This is a genomic window from Burkholderia sp. MSMB2157WGS (assembly GCF_001532755.1).
Taxonomy (GTDB): Bacteria; Pseudomonadota; Gammaproteobacteria; order Burkholderiales; family Burkholderiaceae; genus Burkholderia.
The window spans coordinates 389,607-411,252 of the sequence record NZ_LPJG01000030.1; the positions used below are offsets into that span (position 1 = coordinate 389,607).

At 67.4% G+C, this 21,646-nt stretch carries 20 protein-coding genes and 2 pseudogenes; 6 read left to right on the top strand and 16 right to left on the bottom strand.

The window, feature by feature from the left end:
• Positions 1–468: 468 nt before the first annotated feature.
• Positions 469–1,389: a recombination-associated protein RdgC gene (locus tag WT53_RS20310; RefSeq protein ID WP_034204792.1), complete on the bottom strand. Its 921-nt coding sequence runs from the start codon at positions 1,387–1,389 to the stop codon at positions 469–471.
• Between the two features lie 575 nt (positions 1,390–1,964).
• On the opposite strand from WT53_RS20310, the gene WT53_RS20315 reads away from it, so the two are divergent.
• On the top strand, positions 1,965–3,035 hold the full coding sequence (locus WT53_RS20315) for a double zinc ribbon family protein (RefSeq protein ID WP_034206186.1): 1,071 nt from the start codon (positions 1,965–1,967) through the stop codon (positions 3,033–3,035).
• 61 nt (positions 3,036–3,096) lie between these two features.
• On the opposite strand, the gene WT53_RS20320 is transcribed toward WT53_RS20315, so the two are convergent.
• The 4 genes from WT53_RS20320 to WT53_RS20335 form a co-directional block, all read right to left on the bottom strand.
• Positions 3,097–4,131: a succinylglutamate desuccinylase/aspartoacylase family protein gene (locus WT53_RS20320; RefSeq protein ID WP_034204793.1), complete on the bottom strand. Its 1,035-nt coding sequence runs from the start codon at positions 4,129–4,131 to the stop codon at positions 3,097–3,099.
• Positions 4,132–4,164: 33 nt separating this feature from the next.
• Entirely contained in the window at positions 4,165–4,380 is a 216-nt protein-coding gene (locus WT53_RS20325; protein WP_034204794.1) for a hypothetical protein, read from the bottom strand.
• Between the two features lie 161 nt (positions 4,381–4,541).
• Positions 4,542–4,817, bottom strand: coding sequence for a hypothetical protein (locus WT53_RS20330; protein ID WP_034204795.1), 276 nt, complete (start codon positions 4,815–4,817; stop codon positions 4,542–4,544).
• 256 nt (positions 4,818–5,073) lie between these two features.
• Positions 5,074–6,624: a sensor domain-containing diguanylate cyclase gene (locus tag WT53_RS20335; RefSeq protein WP_034204796.1), complete on the bottom strand. Its 1,551-nt coding sequence runs from the start codon at positions 6,622–6,624 to the stop codon at positions 5,074–5,076.
• 460 nt (positions 6,625–7,084) lie between these two features.
• On the opposite strand from WT53_RS20335, the gene WT53_RS20340 reads away from it, so the two are divergent.
• The 3 genes from WT53_RS20340 to WT53_RS20350 are packed head-to-tail and all read left to right on the top strand — an operon-like array spanning position 7,085 to position 11,891.
• Positions 7,085–9,964, top strand: coding sequence for a xanthine dehydrogenase family protein molybdopterin-binding subunit (locus WT53_RS20340; RefSeq protein WP_034204797.1), 2,880 nt, complete (start codon positions 7,085–7,087; stop codon positions 9,962–9,964).
• Entirely contained in the window at positions 9,961–10,635 is a 675-nt protein-coding gene (locus WT53_RS20345) for a (2Fe-2S)-binding protein (protein WP_034204798.1), read from the top strand. The genes WT53_RS20340 and WT53_RS20345 overlap by 4 nt, the downstream gene beginning before the upstream one ends.
• Positions 10,632–11,891: a cytochrome c gene (locus WT53_RS20350; RefSeq protein ID WP_034204799.1), complete on the top strand. Its 1,260-nt coding sequence runs from the start codon at positions 10,632–10,634 to the stop codon at positions 11,889–11,891. Before WT53_RS20345 ends, WT53_RS20350 begins: the two co-directional genes overlap by 4 nt.
• 91 nt (positions 11,892–11,982) lie before the next feature.
• Here WT53_RS20350 and WT53_RS33895 read toward each other — a convergent pair whose 3' ends face one another.
• From WT53_RS33895 to WT53_RS20375, 6 genes and pseudogenes are all read right to left on the bottom strand, one after another.
• Positions 11,983–12,138 carry a hypothetical protein gene (locus WT53_RS33895; protein WP_034204800.1) on the bottom strand — a complete coding sequence of 52 codons (156 nt, stop codon included), beginning with the start codon at positions 12,136–12,138 and terminating at the stop codon, positions 11,983–11,985.
• Positions 12,139–12,271: 133 nt separating this feature from the next.
• Positions 12,272–12,763 (bottom strand): peptidoglycan-associated lipoprotein Pal, encoded by a 492-nt coding sequence (gene pal / locus WT53_RS20355; protein ID WP_034206187.1) that lies wholly within the window; start codon positions 12,761–12,763, stop codon positions 12,272–12,274.
• Between the two features lie 415 nt (positions 12,764–13,178).
• Positions 13,179–14,390 carry a porin gene (locus tag WT53_RS20360; RefSeq protein ID WP_034204801.1) on the bottom strand — a complete coding sequence of 404 codons (1,212 nt, stop codon included), beginning with the start codon at positions 14,388–14,390 and terminating at the stop codon, positions 13,179–13,181.
• 217 nt (positions 14,391–14,607) lie between these two features.
• A complete protein-coding gene (locus tag WT53_RS20365; protein WP_034204802.1) occupies positions 14,608–15,186 on the bottom strand; it encodes a hypothetical protein in 579 nt (192 codons plus the stop codon).
• A gap of 43 nt (positions 15,187–15,229) precedes the next feature.
• Positions 15,230–15,676 carry a VOC family protein gene (locus WT53_RS20370; protein WP_034206188.1) on the bottom strand — a complete coding sequence of 149 codons (447 nt, stop codon included), beginning with the start codon at positions 15,674–15,676 and terminating at the stop codon, positions 15,230–15,232.
• Positions 15,677–16,033: 357 nt separating this feature from the next.
• A pseudogene (locus tag WT53_RS20375) lies at positions 16,034–16,507 on the bottom strand (nitroreductase); the annotation flags it as partial.
• 178 nt (positions 16,508–16,685) lie between these two features.
• Between WT53_RS20375 and WT53_RS20380 the strand changes: the two are divergent.
• The gene (locus tag WT53_RS20380) at positions 16,686–17,675 is read left to right on the top strand and encodes a zinc-dependent alcohol dehydrogenase family protein (RefSeq protein WP_060261213.1); all 990 of its coding nucleotides are present in this window, start codon (positions 16,686–16,688) and stop codon (positions 17,673–17,675) included.
• Positions 17,676–17,700: 25 nt separating this feature from the next.
• Here the strand turns inward: WT53_RS20380 and fnr are convergent, their stop codons facing one another.
• The 3 genes from fnr to WT53_RS20395 all read right to left on the bottom strand — a co-directional run bounded on the left by fnr (position 17,701) and on the right by WT53_RS20395 (position 19,752).
• The gene (gene fnr, locus WT53_RS20385; protein ID WP_034204804.1) at positions 17,701–18,474 is read right to left on the bottom strand and encodes a fumarate/nitrate reduction transcriptional regulator Fnr; all 774 of its coding nucleotides are present in this window, start codon (positions 18,472–18,474) and stop codon (positions 17,701–17,703) included.
• Between the two features lie 319 nt (positions 18,475–18,793).
• The gene (locus WT53_RS20390) at positions 18,794–19,441 is read right to left on the bottom strand and encodes a response regulator transcription factor (protein WP_034204805.1); all 648 of its coding nucleotides are present in this window, start codon (positions 19,439–19,441) and stop codon (positions 18,794–18,796) included.
• The gene (locus WT53_RS20395; protein WP_230624770.1) at positions 19,438–19,752 is read right to left on the bottom strand and encodes a hypothetical protein; all 315 of its coding nucleotides are present in this window, start codon (positions 19,750–19,752) and stop codon (positions 19,438–19,440) included. The genes WT53_RS20390 and WT53_RS20395 overlap by 4 nt, the downstream gene beginning before the upstream one ends.
• A 235-nt stretch (positions 19,753–19,987) precedes the next feature.
• Here WT53_RS20395 and WT53_RS34365 point away from each other — a divergent pair.
• Positions 19,988–20,068 (top strand): annotated as a pseudogene (locus WT53_RS34365) (universal stress protein); the annotation flags it as partial.
• 176 nt (positions 20,069–20,244) lie between these two features.
• Here the strand turns inward: WT53_RS34365 and WT53_RS20400 are convergent.
• Together WT53_RS20400 and WT53_RS20405 are read right to left on the bottom strand one after the other, a co-directional pair.
• The gene (locus WT53_RS20400; protein WP_034204807.1) at positions 20,245–21,078 is read right to left on the bottom strand and encodes a universal stress protein; all 834 of its coding nucleotides are present in this window, start codon (positions 21,076–21,078) and stop codon (positions 20,245–20,247) included.
• A complete protein-coding gene (locus WT53_RS20405) occupies positions 21,075–21,578 on the bottom strand; it encodes a universal stress protein (RefSeq protein ID WP_034204808.1) in 504 nt (167 codons plus the stop codon). Before WT53_RS20405 ends, WT53_RS20400 begins: the two co-directional genes overlap by 4 nt.
• Positions 21,579–21,646 lie beyond the last annotated feature (68 nt).

Below are 21,646 nucleotides of genomic sequence, written 5' to 3' on the forward strand. Positions count from 1 at the left end.
GACGTTCCTGGCGGGGTGCGGGCACACGGCCCGTCCGGTCTGTTCCGTTATCGCGACGCGGTTGTCGTGATGGCGGCCGCTGTCGTGCTTCGTGCGAGGCAACCCGGCGCGCCGCCATGTTTCGAACACGTTAGCGGCGCGGCCGGCAAAGGCGAACGAAGCAATTTCGATAAGGATTTCGCGGGACGCGGAAGAAGGCTTGCAGGCGGAGTGGGGTGGGGTGGGGCGAACGCCCGTGGCAGGGCGCCGTGCCCGTTCGACGTGTGGGCAACGCAGACGAGCGTCGCGGATCGGCTGCGTGTCGTCGTTTCGATGGCCTGCCGGTCACGCCGATGCGGGGCGGGCTGTTCAGGATCGCGAGCGCCCGATCGTGATTCGCCGCCGCCAGGGTGGCGGCGGTTCTCCTCCAATCGTCGTGTCGGCACGACGCCCCGCCGTCGCGGGGGCGATGATCCTCGACGACGGCGTTCAGGCTGCTTCCTGACGAGTCGCGTCCTGCCGTTCGCCGCCCAGGCTATCGACGAGACTCGCCAGCATCCGCGCCAGCTCCCCCGTCATCAGCGCGACGTCCGAGTCGAAGCGTTCATCGTCGTTCTGCGCGGTCGGATCCGCCGCTTCCTTGATCACGTCGAGCGGCGTGACACGCTTGATCGTCAGCGACGGGGTCAGCACGAACGAGATCCGGTCATCCCAGGTCATCGCGAGCCGCATGCATTGCTTGCCGGCTTCGATGTGCCGGCGCATGTCGTTCGCTTCCAGCGCGTGGCCGACGTATCGCACCGTGGCGCCGCCTTCGCCGCTCGAGCGCAACTCGGCGTCCTGGTCCACGGTGAATCCGCCCGGCGCGTCGCCGGACAACAGCCAGTCCGTCATCGCGGCGACCGGCGAACGCGCCACCTGCACGCCCGCGAGCGGCAGCCCGTCGATCGATTTGACGAGCAGGCTGCGCACGTCGTCGGCGAGCGCCTGGGCAGCCGCGTCGATGACGAGCCAGCCGTTCGCCGTGTCGATCCACACCCGGGTATCGCGGCGAATGCTGAACGCGCGCGGCAGCAGTTCGTCGGTAACCTGTTCCTTGAGCTCGCGCAGTTGTTTGCGGCCAACCTTGAAGCCCTGCTGCTCTTCGACTTCGAGCGCACGCGCCTTGGTGACCTGATTGACGACCGACGCCGGGAGCAGCTTCTTTTCGGAACGGAACAGCAGCAGCATCTGCCGGTTGATCGAATACACGAGCGCGCCGTCGTCACGCGGCGATGCCCAGCCGACGCGCTGCATTTCGACGCTGCTGCCCGGCTGGAACGCGTGAGGCGCCAGCCATTTTTCCATCTGGTCGGGGGTAACGGCCCAAGGTGCCGGAAGACGATGAAGCTGAAGGTTCTTGAACCACATAGGCGTACGGGCAAAGCCCATCATTCTATCTGACGGCGCGACTGCCGGTCGGTTGCGGACAGTCGATGCCTCGTCCAAGATGGCGGCATTCCAGTCCGCTCCAGTCATTTCCACGACCTTGTCGCTCATGCATTGCCCCTATTGCTCCGCTGAACTCGTCATCGTCGCGGGAGGAGAACTTCGATGTGCATCGACGGGCGCACTTTTTAGCCACTCCGTTCGAATGCAGTTCGAAGCATTGAGAACCGGCGAAACGTCCGTTCAACCTTCCCGCTCCTACACGGGGCGATGGTTTTGTCCGTGTTGTGGCGAACGGACCGACAATAGCGTTTGTTCCGGCTGCGGCATTGCGATGCCTGCCAGGTTGGCCCGAGAACTCATCGAGCTGAACCCACACGTTCCTCCGCCAATCTCGAGGTGATGGTTCGCTGGCACGAATGGGGGGCCGAACGCTCGGGATCGGCATTCGGCATCGCGGCGAAGTCGGACGGGTAGCCGGCGAGAAAGAGAGCATCGACGGTTGCTTCGAGATTAATAACAATGGAAACCATTCCAACAACAGGAAAAAAACGATGATGACTCCCGGTGACGGCCTGACCAGCCCTGCACGGCTCCTGCGAATCGCGTCATGGGCAATCGCGATCGTCTTCGCGGTCTTTCTGAACATGCTCGGCAGCCTCGTGATCCGGGACATGGCGTTCGCTCCGAGCGGGGGGCCGCCGGCCGTTGAGCAATTCGCCGATGCGCCGGCAAAGGCGCGGCTCGACGCGGCGCGGCGCCATCTGCTGGCGCAGCGCGACGCGCTTGCCGAGAAGGTCGACACGCTGGAAGTGGCGCGCGGCCGAGCCGCGAAGGAATACGCGGCCGAGAAGGAAAGTTTCCGCAACTGGCTGGCAACCCGCGCGGTGACGGGAGACGGTGCGAGCGATCCGGACCTTCTGGCGAGAACGCGCAAGCTCGATACGCTGCAGGCCGTGGTGGTCGACTGGCAGCATCAGATCGATGCGATCGGCGACCAGCAACGGGCGCTGACGTCGCAGCAAAATCAAGTCGACACGCAAATCGCCGAAGCGGACGCAGCGGCCGAACGGCGCTTCGACGAAGCAACGCGGCGCTACGAGATGCAGGTGTTCGGGCTGCGGCTAGCGCTGACGTTACCGATCCTGCTGGTTGCGATCTGGCTGTTCATCCGCTACCGCAAGGCGCGCTACTGGCCGTTCGTGTACGGTTTCGGCCTGTTTGCGCTGAGTGCGTTTTTCATTGAGCTGGTGCCGTACTTGCCGAATTTCGGCGGCTATGTCCGGGTCCTCGTCGGCATCGTGCTCACGGTATTCGCCGGTCTATACATGATGAAGGCGTTTCAGCGCTATGCCGAACGCAAACGGCTCGAATTGCAGCAGGATCGGGGCGAACGCGCACGCACGATCGGATATGAAAAAGCCGTCCGGTCACTCGAGAAAAAGCGCTGCCCGTCGTGCGACAAACAGTGGAATCTCGGCGGCGACGATTCCACGTTCTGCGTACATTGCGGCTTGAGACTTTTCAATGCATGCGGCGAATGCGGGGGCCGGAATTTCTTCTTCTTCCCGCATTGCCATCGATGCGGCGTTGCACAGGGAACTGAGTCGCCGGTGTCGTCCGACTGACAACCGGCGCGTATGCACCGGCGTCGGCTTGCGACGGTCGCGAACGCGCCAGTCGGTTGCGTCACTCGATGACACGCGGCGGCGTGGACAACTCCGCCAACTGAAACAGGCAATCTCCTCGCCGCACCTGCGCGGGCACGCGCTTGCACACCACCTCGCCGTCGCCGTTGAACCGGTGCAGCACCGGTTCGCGCAACGGCGTATCGGGAAAATGCACCCACGCGGCCGGCTGCCCGGCCTTCACCTGGTCGCCAAGTTCGACGAGTGGCTCGTACAGCCCCCGCTCGTACGCATAGACGAAATGGCGATCGCCGTCGACGCGCATGAAGCGCGTGACGGTCGGCGGCGCGTCGGGCACGAGCGCGCCGTGCAGCAGCCCGATATAGCCGAGGTAATGCAGCAACCCGTGCCGGCCGAGCCGGATCAGCGACGGATCGGCCATCCCGGCGCCGCCGAGCTCGGTGACGATCGAGATCGCGCCTTGCCGGCGCGCGGCCGACGCCGAATGCACGGGATTCGGCGCGTGCAGCAGCGCATTGTGCAGCCCGAACGCGTTCAGCAGCCCGTTGAGCTTCGCGGCTTCGTCCGCGTCGAGCGGATCGATCGCGAGCATGTTGCCGCCCTGGTACAGCAGCGAACTGCCGCCCGAGTGCAGATCGACCAGGTACTGCGCGCGCGACAGCAGCGCGTGCTCGATGTAGTGGGCGATCATCTGCGTCGGCGTGCCGGTCGGGTCGCCGGGAAAGCTGCGGTTCAGGTTGCCTTCGTCGAGCGGCGACACGCGCAGGCCCGCATCCGCCGCCGGAAAATTCGCCATCGGCAGCAGGATCAACTGCCCGCTGACCATGTCGGGTTCGATCTCGCGCATCAGTTGCGAGACGATGATCTGGCCTTCGTACTCGTCGCCGTGGTTGCCGGCCATCACGAGCGCGACCGGGCCGTCGCCGTTGCGGATCGACGCGATCGGGATCGGCAGCCAGCCGTAGGCGGAGCGGTGCACGGAGTGCGGCAGCCGCAGGTACCCCGCGTGCTTGCCCGGCGCGTCGAGATCGATTTCGCAGTGAATGGGATTTCGGTGTGAGGAGGAAGCGGTCATGGCAGCGTCGTTCGATGCATGGAATCTGCCATCTTATAGAGGAAACGAGCGCTGCGCGCCGCACCGGGCGCGTTCGGTGCCGAACGCCTGCGCGCGTCGATCGAAATACGGCTCCCATTCCCGTTTGATCCGATCGATGAATGCCCGGGCGTGCGGCCGCCCGATGCGGCTGCGGCGTCGGGCATCGCCATACCGTGCGCGCGTTGGCGAGCGCATCGCGATCCGCCGGCGATCGATCTCGTGCTCCATCCGGATCGGGACGGCCCGCGTTCGTCTTGATCGACGACGATGCCCGCCGGACCGACGCGGATGTTGTAGCGATGAACGCATGCCGGCGCGCCGGCCGGCCGCATGCATACGTCGGATCTCGCGCCGCCCTTGTCGCGACAGGGGCGGCGCGTGCAACCGGGTTACCGGCCGGATGTTTCAGCTTCGAGACGTCCTTCTTCCCACAGGGCCCAGAAACGGCTGCCGGCGCGATACGGATTCGCGCGCCCCGCAGCGTGATCGGCGACGCCCTGGCGAAACGCGCCGTACAGCGTGAGCGGAGGATTGTCGACGCATGCGGCTTCGTATGCGGCCGGCATCCGGCGGTCGGATACGAGCCGGCGAATCAGCGACGCGCCGTCGATCACGGCCTGTTCGTCGATGATTTCGGTGCGTGCGAGGACGTCGACGGTATTCATATAGGCTCCCTGAAACGTGCTTTTCCCATCAAGGAGCAATAAGGGTGCCAGCCGCGAAATGCCGCGCTCGGCCTCGATCGTGCAGGCTTCTGCAGTCTTCTTCGGCGTGCCGGACGGCGATGTTACGGAACACGTCACGTGACACGCACACGCGCGGCGCCGCGTGCGAACCGGCAAAGCGTTTCGGCATCGAATCGTCGGGAGGCCGCGGCGGCTGCGCAAAAGGAATGCGCGCTGCGGCGCGCGCGTCGCCGGCTCAGCTTGCGGTGGCCGGCGCCATGCGGCGGCTGCCGCTCGAATAGAAGCAGTAGATGCCCTTGCCGGCCGACTTCGCGTCGTACAGCGCGCTGTCGGCCTGCCGAATCAACTCGTCGGGCGAGCCGTGCCCGTCGTCGAGCGCGATGCCGATGCTGATGCCGATGCAGACTGTCTCGCCGATCGACAGCGCATACGGCGCCGAAATCTGCCGGATGATCCGCGCGGCGAGGATCGAGCAGGCGTGCATCGTCGTGTCGTCGATCGCGACGACGAATTCGTCGCCGCCGATGCGTGCCGCAAGCTCGCCCGGCGGCAGCGTCTTGCCCAACCGCTCGGCGACCTGCGTGAGCACTTCGTCGCCGGCCTGGTGGCCGAAGCGATCATTGATCGATTTGAACCCGTCGAGGTCGAGATACATGACCGCGAACGCCGGGCTCGGCAGCCGCGGCCGGCGCGCGAGCATCCGCTCGAGCTCCGCATGCAGTTCGTGGCGATTCGGCAAACCCGTCAGCGCGTCGTGTCGCGCGAGGTGCCGGATATGCTGTTCGGTCTGTCGGCGCGCGGTGACGTCCTCGACGATGATCACCGCGTTGCCGTCCGGCACGCGGTGGCGCGTCAGTTCGAGCTGGCGGCCGTCGGCAAGCGCGATGTCGAGCGGCCCGGGCGCGTGGCGGCTCAGCCAGTCGTCGCACTGCGCGGCGAGGCTAGCACCGCCGGGATCGATCGCCGCATGGGCGCCGAGCGCGGCGACGACGGCCGGAAGCGGCGTATCGAGCATGATTTCGCGCGGCGAGCCGAACAGTTGCGCGGTGCGCCGGTTCGCGACGATCACGCGGCTGTCGCCGTCGATCATGCACAGTCCGTGCGGCATGTAGGTGAGCGCGGCGTCGAAGCGGGCGACGAGTTCGGCGTTGCGCTGGCGCGCGGCGATCAGCGCGACGAGCACGCGATAGTGGCGTTGCACGACCGTGCGCATCGCCGCGAGATAGATCGCGAGCGGCGGCACGAGCAGCCACGCGCCCGGCCGGGGGGCCAGCAGCGCACCGACGCCGATCGGCAGCACGCCGAGCGCGACCTGCGTCATCGCGAGCCGCGGCAGCGCCGAATTGCGCGACGCGATCCCGCCGAACACGCCGCCCGCGACCATCACGGACAGCGTGCCGAGCTCGACGTCGGCGGCCTGCACGCAGCCCATCGCGCCGAGGCCGAGCACGAAGCACGCGACCAGCGACACCGGCGCATAACGCATCGCCCAGTATTCGGCGCGATCGTCGCCGGCGTTGCGCCGCACCGCGTACGCCCGTGCGATCGACAGGCGCGCCACGAGCAGGCCGACGTCGGCGACGAGCCACGCGACGCACCACAGTTGCTGCAGCCGGAGCAGCGCGACGGCCGCGACGAAACCGCTCGCGAGCCCGGACAGCGCCATCGGACGCACGTCCTCGAACAGCGTCACGAGCATCGACGGACGCAGCGCGGCCGTCACGCGGTGGTTGCCGGAGGGGGGAGTGGCGAGAACGGAGTTCAGGAGAGATGCCCTGACTGCCATGGTTGTCGACCTCGACACGATGTCGCGATGGCTGGCGGCGCCCGCACGGCACGTGGCGGAAGCCCGGCCGAGCCGGATGCGCACGACATTACCATGAAAAACCGGCGGCGCGGGCCGGTCGGCGACGCCACGCGCTGCCTCGCGCGACGGTCGTCGACCATGGTTGGGGGCGGCTTGCGGATGCGTCGGCGCGAAGGCAGCATCGTTGCGAACGGAACGATGTGCGGATGGTCGGCGGCCGACCGGCGACCGCGAAGCCGGTGCGACGACATCCAGCCGCACGCAAGCGGCCAACGGGACCGCCCGCGCAGCCCGGCCGAGCTTCGTTATAAGAAATTCAATAAGTATTTCATGCGGGAAATACTATAGGCGATATATCAAAAACAATGCCAGAATGCGCGCCGCTCCGAACGCCGCGACACCCGATCGCCGTCCGAGCCGCCTCAGGAGGTTCCCCCCAATGAAAAACCACGGCCTGTCACGGCGGGGTTTTCTGAAAGCCAGCGTGCTGGCGGGCGTCGCGGTGTATGTCGCGCCCATCGGCAGCCGCGCGTTCGCGGCGCTCTTCGAAGAAAAACTCCTCACGCCCGTCAAATGGGATAGCGTCACCGGCATCCCCCAATTCCGCATCGACGGCATCGCGAAGGTCACGGGCTCGAAAGTGTTCGCCCGCGACGTGCGCGCCGCGGACATGCCGCACTGGCCGCAGCAGCAGTCGCACGCGCTGATCCTGCGCGTCACGCAGGCCGACCGTACGTACGAAGGCTTCGACCTGTCGCTGCTCGGCGACGAGCTGAAGCCGGACCGCGTGGTCACGGCCGACGATCTCGCGCGCGACGGCGTCGCATTCCCCGCGTTCTACGGCGACGACATGCTGTTGCCGGCCGGCAAGACGCCCGCGTATCTCGGCCATGCGGTCGCGATCCTGATCTATCACGACTTCGCGCGCTTTCGCTTCGCGAAGAACGCGCTGAAGTTCCGCGACGACGTGATCCGCTACGGCGCGGTCACGGGCCCGCTCGAGCGCGATCCGTGGGGCACCTTCCGTTACGTGCGCGTGGGCGGCAAGACCGCCTATGACGACGACGTCTATTCGAGCCTGAAGGACGCGCCGATCTTCCCGAGCATGATGCGCAAACACCTGCCGGTCTGGCCGGACGGCAAGGAACACGGCAAGCTCGACGAGCAGGGCATGTTCCTCGCCGGGCAGATCGCCGGCGAGCTCGACCGTCCGCCGGCCGACTGGCTCGTGTTCGACCGCGAATACAACACGCAGTCGGTCGATACGGCCGCGCTCGAACCCGACAACGCGAACTGCTGGTACGACGCCGCGACGCAGTCGCTGCATCTCGTCGTGCCGACCCAGTCGCCACTGGAAGTATCGGAGAACGCGGCCGCGATGGTCGCGAAATGCCGCTTCCCGGTGAAGCAGCTGTTCGTGCATCCGTGCTACACGGTCGGCTACGGCTCGAAGGATCACTTCAACGTGCCGTTCTACGGCCTCGTCTGCGCGCTGTACGCGGACGGCCGCCCGGTGCGTTTCGCGAACGACCGCTACGAGCAGTTCCAGACGTCGCTCAAGCGTCACGCGTTCAAGATGCGTTACCGGATCGCGGTCGATCGCAACACGGGCCTGCTGCAGTCGTTCAAGGGCGACTTCGAGGCGAACGGCGGCGGCCGCTCGAACTTCTCGCCGTCGGTCGCGATGGTCGGCGCCACCGCCGCGCAATCGATCTACTACTTCCCGAAGAGCGACCTCGCGGCGGTCGCGATCGCGTCGCGCGCGATCGACGCCGGCTCCGCACGCGGCTACGGCACGCTGCAGAGCATGGCCGCGACCGAGATGGCGGTCGACGAGATCGCCGCGCAACTGAACATCGACCCGATCGACTTCCGTCTGCGCAACGCGCTGCGTTCGGGGATGAAGAACACGCAGGGCGCGATTCCCGCCGGCGCGCTGCGCGTCGACGAAGTGCTGGAGCGTGCGAAGCAGCATCCGCTCTGGACGCGCCGCGCGGCGCGCAAGGCCGAATTCGAGGCCGCGCATCCGGGCAAGCGCTACGGCGTCGGTTTCGCGTGCGTGCAGAAGGATTTCGGCACGGGCGCGGAAGCGTCGTTCGCGAAGGTCGAATTCGACGCGCACGGCAAGGTGTCGCTGCAACACACGGCCGCGGAGATCGGCACCGGGATGTCGACGTCGCAGGCCGTCGCGGTCGCGAAATGGCTCGGCCGCCCGGCGACCGACGTCCGCGTGGCCGTGACCGAATGGCCGGACCTACCGGTCGAGACGAGCGGCGATCCGTATCTGATGTCGCAGGCCGAACAGGACCGCCTGAGCGCGAACCCGCGCTGGTCGCCCGGCTATGCGTCGCCGTCGAGCGCGACGAATTCGGCTTACTACTTCACGCACAGCACGCGCGAGGCCGCGCGCGCCGTATTCCGCTACGGGCTGTGGCCGGCCGCGATGTCGATCTGGACGCGCGGCTTGGGCGGCGGCCAGGCCGCGCCGTACACGATTCGTATCGAAGATGCGCGCTGGGTCGACGGCAAGCTGACCGCCGACGGCCTCGAGCCGTTGACGTTCGAGCAGCTCGCGAAGCAGGCGCATGCGCTCGGCCTGCCGACCGGCGCCGTCGTGCACGTGTTCAACCGCTGGCAGTGGACCGATGCCGAATTCGAGATCGGCGGCGCGCTCGAGCGTCTGCCGATCGACGGGCTGTCGCTGCGTATCGGCGCGCCGAAGACAGGCGCCGACGACGGCCCGTTGCCCGGCACCGCCGCACCGGCCGGCGCGACCGCGCTGCGCGGCACGCTGCCGCCGACCGCGAACGGCTATCGCGTGCTCGATCGCAAGCGCGTGTTCATCCCGCCGACGAGCCGCAACAACGCGGCCGTCACGTACTACACGGCGGTCGGCACGCTCGTCGAGCTGGCCGTGCACGAAGCGACCGGCAAGGTCGAACTGCTCACGCACCACTCGATCATGGAATGCGGCAACCAGATTTCGCCGCAGCTCGTGTCGGGGCAGTTGCAGGGCGGTCTCGCGATGGGCATCGGCCATGCGCTGCACGAGTACCTGCCGCTCTACGAGGACGGCCCCGGCAACGGCACGTGGAACTTCAACCGTTATCGGTTGCCGCGCGCGTCCGACGTCGCCGTCTGGACGCAGACGGGCGACGTGCTGCCGCCGCTGTCCGAAACCGATCCGCCCAAGGGTGTCGCCGAAGTGGTGATGATCCCCGTCGTCGGCGCGATCGTGAACGGCATCGCGCACGCGATCGGCCATCGTTTCACCGACCTGCCGGTGACCCCGCAAAAGATTCAGGAGGTGCTCGCATGACGACCGCCCAAACCGCGGCTTCGGCCGCGAGCGCCGGCGCGGCTGCGACCGGCGCTGCCGCACCGACCGCGGCTTCCGTCGCGCCGGCATCGGCACCGGCCGCCGTCGAGCGTCCGCTCGTCCGGTTTCAGCAGAAACCGCTGTCGGTGAACATCAACGGCAAGTCCGTCGGCCCGATGCAGGTGCCGGAAGGGCTGATGATGATCGAGTTCCTGCACGAGTACGTGGGTCTCACCGGTTCGCGGCTCGGCTGCGGGCAGGGGATCTGCCACGCGTGCGTCGTCATCGTCGACAAGCCGGACGGCACGAGCGAGGAGATGCGTACCTGCATTACCGGCGCGCACTTCTTCCACGGCCGTTCGATCCGCACGATCGAAGGCCACGCGAAGCGCAACGAAGCCGGCGAAGTGGTCGAGCTGTCGCCGATCCAGCAGAAGTTCCTCGAGCACTTCAGCTTCCAGTGCGGCTACTGCACGCCGGGCTTCGTCAACGCGGCAACCGTGCTGATCGAGCGCCTGAAGCGCGAGCCGATCGCGAAGGCCGACGTGGAGCGCACGATCACCGACGCGCTCGACGCACATCTTTGCCGCTGCACGGGCTATGTCCGCTACTACGAAGCCGTCAAGGACGTGATTTTGACGACACCGGGACTCGTGAAGGACAGCGCATGAAACGCACATTCGCTCATCGTGTCGCGCGGGCCGCGGGCCTGCCCGCGCTCGCGGCGGCCTGCGCGCTGCTGCTCGCCGCCTGCGGCGGTCGCGACGCGCCGGCGTCGAGCGCGGCGTCCGGCGCCCCCGGCGCCGACCAGATCGCGCGCGGCCGCTATCTCGTCAAGGCCGCCGACTGCGCGGCGTGCCATACCGCGAAGGACGGCGCGCCGTTCGCCGGCGGCGCGGCGCTCGAATCGCCGTTCGGCACGTTCTACGGCTCGAACATCACGCCCGACAAGGATCACGGGATCGGCAACTGGAGCGCGGACGACTTCTACGCCGCGCTGCACGACGGCAAGGCCCCGGGCAAGCGCCTGTATCCGTCGATGCCGTACACGTCCTACCGGCAGCTCACGCGCGCCGACGCCGACGCGATGTACGCGTACCTGAAGACGGTCAAGCCGGTCGCGCAGGAAAACCGCGCGCACGAACTCAAGTTCCCGTACAACCTGCGCTTCGGCATGGTGTTCTGGGACATGGCGTTCCTGAAGGACAGCCTGCCGGATGCGTCGGCCGGGCAATCCGCCGACTGGCAGCGCGGCCGCTATCTCGCGGGCGCGCTCGGCCACTGCGCGGAATGTCACACGCCGCGCGCGTTCACGGGGCAGCTCGACGGCGCGAAGCCGTTCGCGGGGGCCGCGCTCGGCCGCGTGGCCGCACCCGACATCACGCCGGCCGGCCTCGCCGCGCGCGGCTGGACGAGCACCGACCTGCAGGCGTTCTTCGGCGTGGGCATCGCGCCGCAAGGCTCGGCGTTCGGCGAGATGTATCCGGTCGTGCACCTGAGCACGCAGTACCTGACGAAGGACGACCTGCGCGCGCTGTCGACGTACCTGCTCGGCGATACGCCGCCCGCACCGCAACCGGTGAAGCCGGTATCGGCCGATGCCGCGCAACTGGCCGCCGGGCGCTCGGTGTATCTCGCGGTCTGTGCCGGCTGTCACGGTCTCAACGGCGAGGGCAAGCCGCACGTGGCGGTGCCGATGAACGGCAACTCGACGGTGCGGCAGGGCGATCCGCGCAACCTGCTGGTCGCGATGCTCGACGGCATCGACGAGCAGAAGTTCGCCGGCTTCGAAAACCTGCAGCCGATGCCGGGCTTCGCGCACACGCTGAGCGACGACGAGCTCGCGCAGCTCGCGAACTACCTGCGCGCGACATGGGGCGGCCAGCCCGCGAGCGTTACGCCGGCCGACGTGAAGGCGATGCGTTGAGTCGTGCCCGAGGGCGGGGCGTCGCGCACGAGGCAGCCGGTTTCCGGCGCGCGTGCGCGATGCGCCGCCCCGTTTTCCTGACGGTGGCGCGTCAGTAGCCGCCGCCACCGCCTCCGCTGCCGCCCGAGCCGCCATACCGGCTCATGCCCGGTCCTTGCGACACGCCGCTGCCCGACGACGTACAGCCCGCCGACAGCACGAGCACCAGCGCCGCGATCAGTGCCGCAGCCAACGTTGCCGATTTCATTGCAATCTCCTTGCAGCGCGCAGGCCACAGGAAAGGCGGTTCGCGTGAACCGCGCGTCTGCGCGATGAGAAGACGTTTCGGCGGCGCCGTTATTCCATGCTTTTTGCGTATCGCCGCGGCGGCGACGCGTGGATCAACGATAGACGAGATCCGCGCGGCGGTTCTGCGCCCACGCTTCCTCGTCGTGGCCGAGCGCGACCGGCTTTTCCTTGCCGAGGCTGACGGCCTCGAGTTGCGTGGCCGGCACGCCGAGCGTTTCGAGCGCGCTCATCACGGCTTGCGAGCGGCGCTGGCCGAGCGCGAGGTTGTATTCGGACGTGCCGCGCTCGTCGGTGTTGCCCTGGATCAGTACGCGCCGCGCCGGGTGGCTGCGCAGGTAGTCGGCGTGCGCCTGCAGCAGCGACTGGAATTCGGGCTTCACCGAGTACTGGTCGAAATCGAAGTAGATGCTGCGCTTGGCGAGCGGGCTGTTCGGATTGTTCAGATCGTCGGCCGTCACCGTCGCGACGGCTTCGCTCGAGGGCGTCGGCGCCGCGCCGGCGTTCTCGGGCGTTTTCGCCGCGTTGTGACAACCGGCCAGCAGTACGAAAGTTGCCAGGACCGCAATTCGGTTCATTTTGCTCATCGTTCGTCTCCAGCGGTTGACTGCATTGAAAGCGTGGCGCGTGCCGTTCGCACGCAGCTGTCCGGCCGCCATGGCGCGAAAGGTCCGGCCCCGTTGCCGTGATGCAGGCTCGTAAGCCGATGGTGCGCCAGATGAAAGAATGTTGCGACCGGAACGCCGAATCGCGGCGTCGCTGCAAACAGATTAGGAAAAATGTCACAACGTGACCAGTTTCTTCGCATTTTTTGCGCAAACGCGACAGTCGGGAGACATTCTTGCTTCCGCGAACGGTGTGCGGCATGCGTTGCATGCCACAGCGACAAGGCCGCGCACGAGGCGCGGCCTTGTCGGTACGGCAACGGGAAGCGGGTGATGCGGGAAGCACTCGCCGGACGCCGTCGGTCGTCCGCGTGACGCCGCAGCGCACGCGGCCTCGTCAGAACTTGTGCCGCAGCCCCAGCGCGACGACGGCCTGGTTGCCGTTCGCGGAAGGCGTCAAGGTCCAGACGGTCGCGTTGAACGCCGGATGGCCGTTGCCGCCGCTCACGCTCTGGTATGTGCCTTCGAGATACGCATCCGTGCGCTTGGACAGCGCATAGTCGGCCTGCGCGACGACCTGGTTCCATTTCGGGCGCGTCTGGCCCGTGCGGGTGTCGAAGCGGCCCATCGTGTACGTGTACGCGGCGGCGACGCTCAGCGCACGCGTGACGAAGTAGCGTCCGTCGATCGTGACGTTGTCGAACACCAGCGATTCGCCCTTCAGCGGCACGATGTTGCCGCCCTGGAGCACGCCCGTCACGCCGTCGGTGGTCGAATGCGACCACGCGGCGCCGACCGAGTGCGGCCCGAACGCATAACGCCCGGCCATCGCCCAGATCTGCTGGTTGCCGCCCGTGATCGTCGCCGAGCCGTCGACCGTGCTGAGCGCGCCGTCCGGGTTCAGCGCATTGCGGTCCCGGCTGATCTTCAGGTAGCCGGCGCCGAGCTTCAGCGGCCCGTTCTCATACGACACCCCCGTGCTCCACACCGCGTTGTTGGAGAACTGGCCGGCCGTGTTCGAGAACCCGACCATCGCGCCGAACCTCAGCCCGCGAACCGTCGGGCTCGTGTACTTCACCGCGTGGTTGATGCGCAGGTTGCGGTTCGAATCGTCGTTGTCGTACGGGTGGACCGCGAGGTTGCCGCCCCAGCCGGGGCCGGACGCACCGAGCGGCGTCACGAAATCGAGGATCAGGTCATACTGGCGGCCGAACGACAGCGTGCCGGCCGTCCGCGAACTCACGCCGATCCATGCCTGGCGGCCGAACAGGGCGACGCCTTTCTGCGACAGCTTGCCGGTGGTGCCCGAGAAGCCGTTTTCGAGCGCGAAGACCGCGGCCATTCCGCCGCCGAGATCCTCGCGGCCGCGCAGCCCCCAGCGCGACGCGTTCAGTGCGCCGCTCGTCATCGCGACGCTGTCGCCGCCGGGCGAGCCGGCACCGCGCGTGCGCTGGTTGGTCGAGAACGTGATCGACGTGTCGATCAGGCCGTACAGCGTCACGCTGCTCTGGGCAAGCGCGAGATCCGGCACGAAGCCGGTCAGGCAGGCGGCAATGACGGTCCCCGCGACGCGTGCGCCGGCGTACTGGTTCGTGTGGAAGGAATGCATGGGTGTTTGTTGTTGTTGGACCGGCCTGGCGGCCGATTGAATCGGGCGGCCATTATTGGAGATCTTTCGGCGGCCGATTAAGGCGTTGCACAGGAAAGGTCCTCTGCGGAATCGCTCGGAATCGCGATGCGTCGACTGCGGGGAAGCGGTCGGGAAGGGGGCGTGCGTGGAGGGGCGTGCGGTTCGGCACGCCATCGCGCGACGGCGTGCCGAGCGCCTAGCGGCGGGCGATCGGCAGCGCCGCGTTGGCGCCGCCGCTTCGATAGGCAGCACGAACGGCGTTCGTCCTCGCTTCGAGCGCTTCCGGCGAAATCCCGGGTCTCAGCCGCACGACGACGCGCGGCAACTCGGCCAGTTGATTGCGCAATTGCACGATCGACCGGCAGCAACGGCAGGGCGCCGATTGCGCATTTGCGGCCGATGCCGCTTCGGCAAGCTCGGCGGTCCATTCGACGCCGCGGTGGCGCCTGACCTCGTCGAGATGCGGCAGATAACGCGCGTCGCCCGACAACGCGATCAGCAGCGCGGCCCAGTGCGCGCCGCGCCAGCCATGCCGCATGTCGCGTGTCAGGTCGGCCAGCAGCGCGTCGTCCAGCGCGGACAGGCTTTGCTGGCACAGATAGTGGAAGTCGAGCGGCCGATAGCGGACATGCGGGTAGTCGCGCAGCACCTGTCGGAGTTCGACGCCGGTATCGACGGCGGCGGCGAGAAACCGTTCGGCAGGCGCCGGCCGGTTCAACTGCAGCGTCGGCACGCCGAGGAAAAGCCGGCCGATGTCGTCGGGGTGGTAGTGCATCGCGGAAGTCGGGGTGATCGCTCGGGTATGCCGTCCGGATCGCTCACTGATCGCCGGACATCAGCGCCGTGTAACGCCGCTGCATTTCGTCGGGTTCGACCGCTTCGATCGTATGCCCGATCAGCCAATCGTAACCGAACGGATCGCGGATCCTGCCCGAACGCTCGCCGTAGAACTGGTCCTGGGGTGCGCGCGTCACGCGCGCGCCGGCCGCGACGGCGGCGGCGATCGTCGCATCGGCATCGTCGACATGAAGATGGAGCGCCATCGGCGCGTTGCCGTCCGGGTCGAGGGCGAAGAGATCGTATTCCGGGAACTCGTCCGAGATCATCAACGTGCACGGCCCGAGCTGCAATTCCGCGTGGCCGATGCGCCCCGACGGCTCGACGAGCCGGAATTTCTCCTGCGCGCCGAATGCCTTCGCATAGAACGCGATGGCGTCCTCCGCGCGTTTGGCGCGCAGATACGGAAAGACTTCGCGAATCGCCATGGTGCCCTCCGGTGGATGGTGTGGGTGTGGCTCGATCCTATCGCGCATTTTGCTCCCGGTCTTGAACGAAATGGACCGCCGCCAGATGGCGGCGAACGCCACGATGCACGCGTCAAACCATCTTCCGGCCGAATCCGCTGGAGTCGCTCCGACCCTGAGCAGAATTCGTTCCGGTCGCACGGGGAATTTTCGGCTCGCGAACCCCTGTTCCAGCCGATCGGCACGGATACCGGCTGGACGCCGTGACCCTAAACCGCGAACGGACGCTTGACACAGCTCAACCGCAATCGCCGGCGTGGCAATACAGTCGATTCCGGCGGGTGCGCGAAGCGGCGCGCGACCGTGTGGGGTACTCACGGCTTGGTCGGCGCCTTCCGCGATACCGGCCTCGATCAACGCGTGCTGGATCGCTTCCGAAACCGGGCCGGATTCGAACGGCGCGCGTGTCGTGACGCGCGCCGGAATCGCATCGAACAGTGTGCCGAGGGCGGCGTCGGAATAGCCGTCGTCGCAGATCCGGACCTGCGCCAGCAGATCGGGGTCGACTTCGGACGGAAACGTGCCGATCGTATGGGCGAGCCCGGCGTGATCGAGCGCGACGCGCAGATTGAGCAACGCCGCCCCGCAACTGATGATCAACTCGCGATCGAACGGATCGACCACGGGCAACGCGCGCACGCGGTCCGCGCACATCGAGATCGTGTTGCCGTCGACCAGGAAGCGCCACGGCTGGGAATTGTGGCTGGACGGCGCCAGCACCGCGTAACCCACCAGCGACCTCGGATCGCGGTCGGGACGCGTGCTGGCGGCAAGCGGGGGAACGGATATCATCGATCATCTCCAGGTCGCCGCGCCGGCGGCGTCACTCTCGCCACTTCATCGTGTCAGCAACCGTCCGGCGGCCGTTGACCCATGTCAAGCGTCCGTCACCGGACGGTGCACGCGCGACGGGCGGCAACTAGCCTGTGAAAGCGAAGCGCGCGAAGACGATCGCGCGGGGAGGGGGAACATGCTTGCGATGACGTTTGACGGCACGACGCCGCATTTGCGCGAAACGCACGTGCCGGACCCGTCGCCCGCGGCGGGTCAGCTGCTGATCGACGTGCACGCGTGCGGCGTATGCCGCACCGATCTCCACGTGGTCGACGGCGAACTCCCGCACCCGAAGCTGCCGCTGATTCCGGGGCACGAGATCGTCGGCACCGTGCGCGGGCTGGGCGAAGGCGTGACGGGCTTCGCCGTCGGCGACCGGGTGGGCGTCCCGTGGCTGGGCTCGACATGCGGGCATTGCGCGTATTGCACATCCGGCCGCGAGAACCTGTGCGACAGCCCGGGTTTCACGGGCTATACGATCGACGGCGGCTATGCCGAGTGCGCGGTCGCCGACCACCGGTACTGCGTGCATCTGCCGCGGCGCTATTCCGATCTGGAGGCCGTGCCGCTGCTGTGCGCCGGCCTGATCGGTCATCGAACCTTGCGCATGGCGGGCGATGCGCGCCGTATCGGCCTCTACGGCTTCGGTGCGGCGGCGCATCTGGTCGCGCAGGTCGCGCGGGGTGAAGGACGCAAGGTGTTCGCACTGACGAAGCCCGGCGACACCGTGGCGCAGCAACTGGCGCTGTCGCTGGGCGCGGCATGGGCCGGCGGCAGCGACGAAGCGCCGCCGGAGCGGCTCGATGCCGCGCTGATTTTCGCGCCGGCGGGGGCGCTGGTGCCGGCCGCGCTGCGGGCACTCGACAAAGGCGGGATCGTCGTGTGCGGCGGCATTCACATGAGCGACATCCCCGGCTTTCCGTACGCGTGGCTATGGGGCGAGCGCCGCATCGCGTCGGTGGCCAACCTGACGCGTGCGGATTCGGCCGCATTCATGCGGATCGCCGCCGCGATGCCGCTGCGGGTCGAGGCCGTGCGCTACGCGCTGACGGACGCGAACCGCGCACTCGACGACCTGCGCGGCGGACGCGTGTCAGGCGCTGCCGTGCTCGGTATGCACGACTGATCCGCTCGACGCCGCCGCGGCGCGGTCAGATTTGCCGCAGGCCGTCCGAATCGACGATCCGGATCTGCTTGCCTTGGGCCGCGACGAGCCCTTTGCGCTGGAACTTCGACAGCATGCGGCTGACCGTTTCGAGCTTCATCCCGAGATATTCGCCGATCTCGTCGCGCGTCATCCGCAGCACGAATTCCGCGGCCGAGTAGCCGCGCGCCTTGAAGCGCGCGGAAAGATTCAGCAGGAACGCGGCCACGCGCTGTTCGGCGCTCATCGTGCCGAGCAGCAGCATCTGCGAGGATTCGCGCACGATCTCGCCGCTCATCATCTGATAGACGTGATGCTGCATCGGCCGCACTTCGCGGCACATCTGCTCGAGCTGGCCGAACGGAATGATGCAGACCGTGCTGTCTTCGAGCGCGATCGCGTCGCCGTTGTGGCGCCCGGTGTGCACGCCATCGAGCCCGAGCGACTCGCCGACGATCTGGAAGCCGGTGATCTGCTCGTCGCCGTCGCGATGCATGACGATCGTCTTGAACGAGCCGGTTCTCACCGCGTAGATGCTGTTGAACGCATCGCCCGAACGAAACAGCGTTTCGCCGCGCTTGACGTGGCGCGTCGTGCAGATCATCGCGTCGACGCGGGCGAAATCGTCGGGCGAAAGATCGGGCGGCATGCACACGGTACGCAACGCACACGTCGAACAGCGGGACGCGGCGCGCTTGGGCTGGTCCCACGGTTCGACAGGGCGCATCGGGATGAACGGGCGTAACGGCATGGTCGTCGAGACTTCGGCACTGCTCTGCATGATCGGCTCCAGTTCGGGGCAGCGGCGGTTCGCCGTCGGGCGGGATCGCGCCGGCCGTTGTACCGGCGGCCTCGGTTACCGCCGCCTTCGTGTCGGGAGTGCCTGCCGGACGCGCCGCGAGACCGTTACGCCGGCCTCGACGACGACGCTGCGTTGGCTCCGGCTGGCACGCAGGGTTGTTTTTCTTGACGTCCAGTATGGATGTTGCGCGCCGTCAGGAAAATCAGCCGCAATTGAAGTTGCGGTAGGAGAGAGGGAAGTCTTGTAGGAGGTTTCCTACAGGGGTGCGGCGTCTTGTCGCGAGCCTCGGATGCCGCCGTCAGAGTTCGTCGGGATCCTCGAACAGCTTGTGGCGCATCGCGTAGCGCACGAGGGCCGTGTCGTTCGGCATCTGCATCTTTTCGAGGATCCGCGTCTTGTACGTGCTGACGGTCTTGACGCTGACGCACAGCGCCTGCGCGATTTCGGAAATCGATTCGCCGGTGGTGACGCGCCGGAACACGTCGAACTCGCGGTCGGACAGGCGCTGGTGCGGCAGGAGATCGGTCGGTTCGTTCAGGCTCTGCGCGAATTGCTCGGCCATGGTCAGGCTCACGTAGACGCCGCCGGCCGCGATCTTGGTCAGCGCAGCGACCAGTTCCGCGCTCGCGCTTTCCTTGGTCATGTAGCCCGAGGCGCCCGCGCGGAATGCGCGCACCGCGTATTGCTGCTCGGCGTGCATCGTCAGCACGAGGATATGCAATCCCGGTTTCTCGTCCTTGATCTGCTTGATGAGTTCGATGCCGTTGCGGCCGGGCATCGACAGGTCGAGGACGAGCACGTTCGCGGCCGTGCCGCGTATGAGCGAGATCGTCGAAGCACCGTCCTGCGCTTCGCCGACGACGTCGAAACCGCTTGCGTTCTGCAGGATGTGCCGTAGACCGTCCCGGACGAGCGCGTGGTCGTCGGCGATGAGTACCCTGATCATGACAGCACGTCTCCTTGCTGGATGGCGTGAAGCGGCAGCGCCATGGGGAGCGTGAACCGCGTTCCCGGCCGGTCGTCGATCGTCGCCGGACCGTCGAGCATGCGCGCTCGCTCGCGAATGCCGGTCCGCCCGAACGGCGGGCGATCCTGGCTGGCGCGTGGATGTTCCGGCGCGCCGTGGCCGTTGTCCGCGATGCGCGGCATGCAATAACCGTCCAGCGTCGGCAGCGCGGCCGGCGCGGCATATCGGGCAACCGGCCGGATCCGGTGCGGAGCCGGCCTGGCCTGGAAGGGAGACGCATTCACTGTCATGGCCGTTCATCCTGACGGATTTCGTCGACGGCGGGCGGCGGGCCGGACGCGGGGCACGAAAAGCGGCGGGGCAGGCGGGAATTGCGATATCGCCGTGAATTGTGCGCGTTTTACCGACGTTCGCCAATCGGAACCGATGCGTATGGGCGGCGCCGCGCGTGCTTGGCCCGCGTCAACGGAAAGGCGGGCGGCAGGATCAGAGTGGTTCGAACCGGGACGACATGGCGCACGTGCCATGTACCGAAGCATCTTTGCTGCATTCGACGGCAGCCGCAGCGCGCGGCTTGCGCTCGACGAGGCGATTTCGCTTGCCCGCGCCGTGCGTTGCTCGCAGCGTCGCCGAATCGCCGGCGCACATCTCGGAGCGACCGGTGCTGGTCGTACGGAAGGGGGCCGGGCGCGTGCGCAGAGATGCCGTGACGACGCGATTGCAATGACGGCGGTCGTCGCCGGAAGCGGGCAGCCCGCACGCGGCTGCCCGTTGTCATGCGCTCAGTGAGACAGCAGCACCGGCACCGTCATCGTCTCGAGGATCGCGCGGGTCGCGCCGCCGAGCACGCGTTCGTGCATGCGGGCATGACTGTACAGGCCCATCACCAGTAGATCCGCGTGCAGGTCGGTCACGCGGTTCAGCAGCGTCGCCCCCACGCCGACCGACCGCGTGCGCGGTGTGGTCGAGAACGACGCGCGAATGCCGTGCCGTTCGAGATAGGCGGCGACATCGACGCCCGGTGGCGTCTTGTCCGGATCGGGATGCCCGCGCGAGACCGTCTCGACGTTGACGAAGCGCGCGCGGGCGAGCAACGGCAGCGCATCGGCCATCGCGCGCGCGGCCTCCCGTCCGCCGTCCCAGCCGATCAGCACGTTCTCGCCGATCGTTCGCACGTCACCCGCGTAAGGCACGACGATCGCCGGGCGTCCGCCGCCCATCACGACGTCCTCGACGAAATGGCGCGCCACGTAGGTCGTGCGGTCGTCGGGATCTTCCTGGCCGAGTATCAGCAGGTCGGCGTGGCGCGCATGCAGGATCGCGGCCTCGGTCGCATTGCCGGCCGGCGCTTGCCATTCGACGCTGCGGCCGGCACGTTCCGCAGCCGTCAGGAATCGCTCTTCGGCTTCCTTGCGGCGCTGGTCGCACAGACGTTCGTAGACGGCCAGCTTCAGCGGTTCGTCGGGCCGCCGCAGCGGCTCGAAGAGATCCTGGCACACGACGTAGAGTCCGACCAGATGGGCATTCCAGCGTCCCGCGAGTTCGAGCGCGAGATCGACGCGCGTGGCGCAGCGCGCGCTGTCGTCGAGATGGACGAGCAGAGTCTTGTAGCTCATGACGGCTCCTTTTCGGTGGATGCGGCCGTGGCTTCGGCGGACGCTTTCGCTGCGGCGCTCGCCGGAATCATCAAGACCGGGCACCTGGCCTGACGCAGCACGCGTTCGGCCACGCTGCCGAGGAACAGGCGCTGAAAGCCGCGCCGGCCGTGCGTGCCCATCACGATCAGATCGGCGTCGATCTCGCCCGCGAGACCGACGATCCGGTGCGGGATGTCCTCGCCTGCCGGCGCGACGTTGGAAATCCGCGGCGTGCCGGCGATGTCGCGCGCCCTCATGCGCCGTGCGGCGTCTTCGGTCACGCGTAATCCTTCTTCACGGAACGAGTCGACCAGGATCGACGGGTCGTATCCGTACATGTCGTAGGCCGGCACCAGAAAATCGACGACGTAGACGGGGGTCAGCCGCGCGCCCGTTTCCGCCGCGATATCCAGCGCGACGTCGAGTGCACGGGACGACGTGTCGCTGCCGTCGAGCGCAACCAGAATGTTCGAGTACATGGCATTTCCCTTGAACGGATGTGGACGAAACCATCATCGGCGCGTGGGGGTCGCGCGCGCTGATCTGG

What these genes read in the sequence shown, in the direction of transcription:
- WT53_RS33895 (WP_034204800.1), bottom strand. Translation starts at nt 12,138, where the DNA reads ATGAAATCGGCAACGTTGGCTGCGGCACTGATCGCGGCGCTGGTGCTC.
- WT53_RS20340 (WP_034204797.1), top strand. Translation starts at nt 7,085, where the DNA reads ATGAAAAACCACGGCCTGTCACGGCGGGGTTTTCTGAAAGCCAGCGTG.
- WT53_RS20310 (WP_034204792.1), bottom strand. Translation starts at nt 1,389, where the DNA reads ATGTGGTTCAAGAACCTTCAGCTTCATCGTCTTCCGGCACCTTGGGCC.
- WT53_RS20380 (WP_060261213.1), top strand. Translation starts at nt 16,686, where the DNA reads ATGCTTGCGATGACGTTTGACGGCACGACGCCGCATTTGCGCGAAACG.
- WT53_RS20370 (WP_034206188.1), bottom strand. Translation starts at nt 15,676, where the DNA reads ATGGCGATTCGCGAAGTCTTTCCGTATCTGCGCGCCAAACGCGCGGAG.
- fnr (WP_034204804.1), bottom strand. Translation starts at nt 18,474, where the DNA reads ATGCAGAGCAGTGCCGAAGTCTCGACGACCATGCCGTTACGCCCGTTC.
- WT53_RS20390 (WP_034204805.1), bottom strand. Translation starts at nt 19,441, where the DNA reads ATGATCAGGGTACTCATCGCCGACGACCACGCGCTCGTCCGGGACGGT.
- WT53_RS20405 (WP_034204808.1), bottom strand. Translation starts at nt 21,578, where the DNA reads ATGTACTCGAACATTCTGGTTGCGCTCGACGGCAGCGACACGTCGTCC.
- WT53_RS20350 (WP_034204799.1), top strand. Translation starts at nt 10,632, where the DNA reads ATGAAACGCACATTCGCTCATCGTGTCGCGCGGGCCGCGGGCCTGCCC.
- WT53_RS20315 (WP_034206186.1), top strand. Translation starts at nt 1,965, where the DNA reads ATGACTCCCGGTGACGGCCTGACCAGCCCTGCACGGCTCCTGCGAATC.
- WT53_RS20325 (WP_034204794.1), bottom strand. Translation starts at nt 4,380, where the DNA reads ATGGAGCACGAGATCGATCGCCGGCGGATCGCGATGCGCTCGCCAACG.
- WT53_RS20360 (WP_034204801.1), bottom strand. Translation starts at nt 14,390, where the DNA reads ATGCATTCCTTCCACACGAACCAGTACGCCGGCGCACGCGTCGCGGGG.
- WT53_RS20345 (WP_034204798.1), top strand. Translation starts at nt 9,961, where the DNA reads ATGACGACCGCCCAAACCGCGGCTTCGGCCGCGAGCGCCGGCGCGGCT.
- WT53_RS20400 (WP_034204807.1), bottom strand. Translation starts at nt 21,078, where the DNA reads ATGAGCTACAAGACTCTGCTCGTCCATCTCGACGACAGCGCGCGCTGC.
- WT53_RS20335 (WP_034204796.1), bottom strand. Translation starts at nt 6,624, where the DNA reads ATGGCAGTCAGGGCATCTCTCCTGAACTCCGTTCTCGCCACTCCCCCC.
- WT53_RS20365 (WP_034204802.1), bottom strand. Translation starts at nt 15,186, where the DNA reads ATGCACTACCACCCCGACGACATCGGCCGGCTTTTCCTCGGCGTGCCG.
- WT53_RS20330 (WP_034204795.1), bottom strand. Translation starts at nt 4,817, where the DNA reads ATGAATACCGTCGACGTCCTCGCACGCACCGAAATCATCGACGAACAG.
- WT53_RS20395 (WP_230624770.1), bottom strand. Translation starts at nt 19,752, where the DNA reads ATGACAGTGAATGCGTCTCCCTTCCAGGCCAGGCCGGCTCCGCACCGG.
- pal (WP_034206187.1), bottom strand. Translation starts at nt 12,763, where the DNA reads ATGAGCAAAATGAACCGAATTGCGGTCCTGGCAACTTTCGTACTGCTG.
- WT53_RS20320 (WP_034204793.1), bottom strand. Translation starts at nt 4,131, where the DNA reads ATGACCGCTTCCTCCTCACACCGAAATCCCATTCACTGCGAAATCGAT.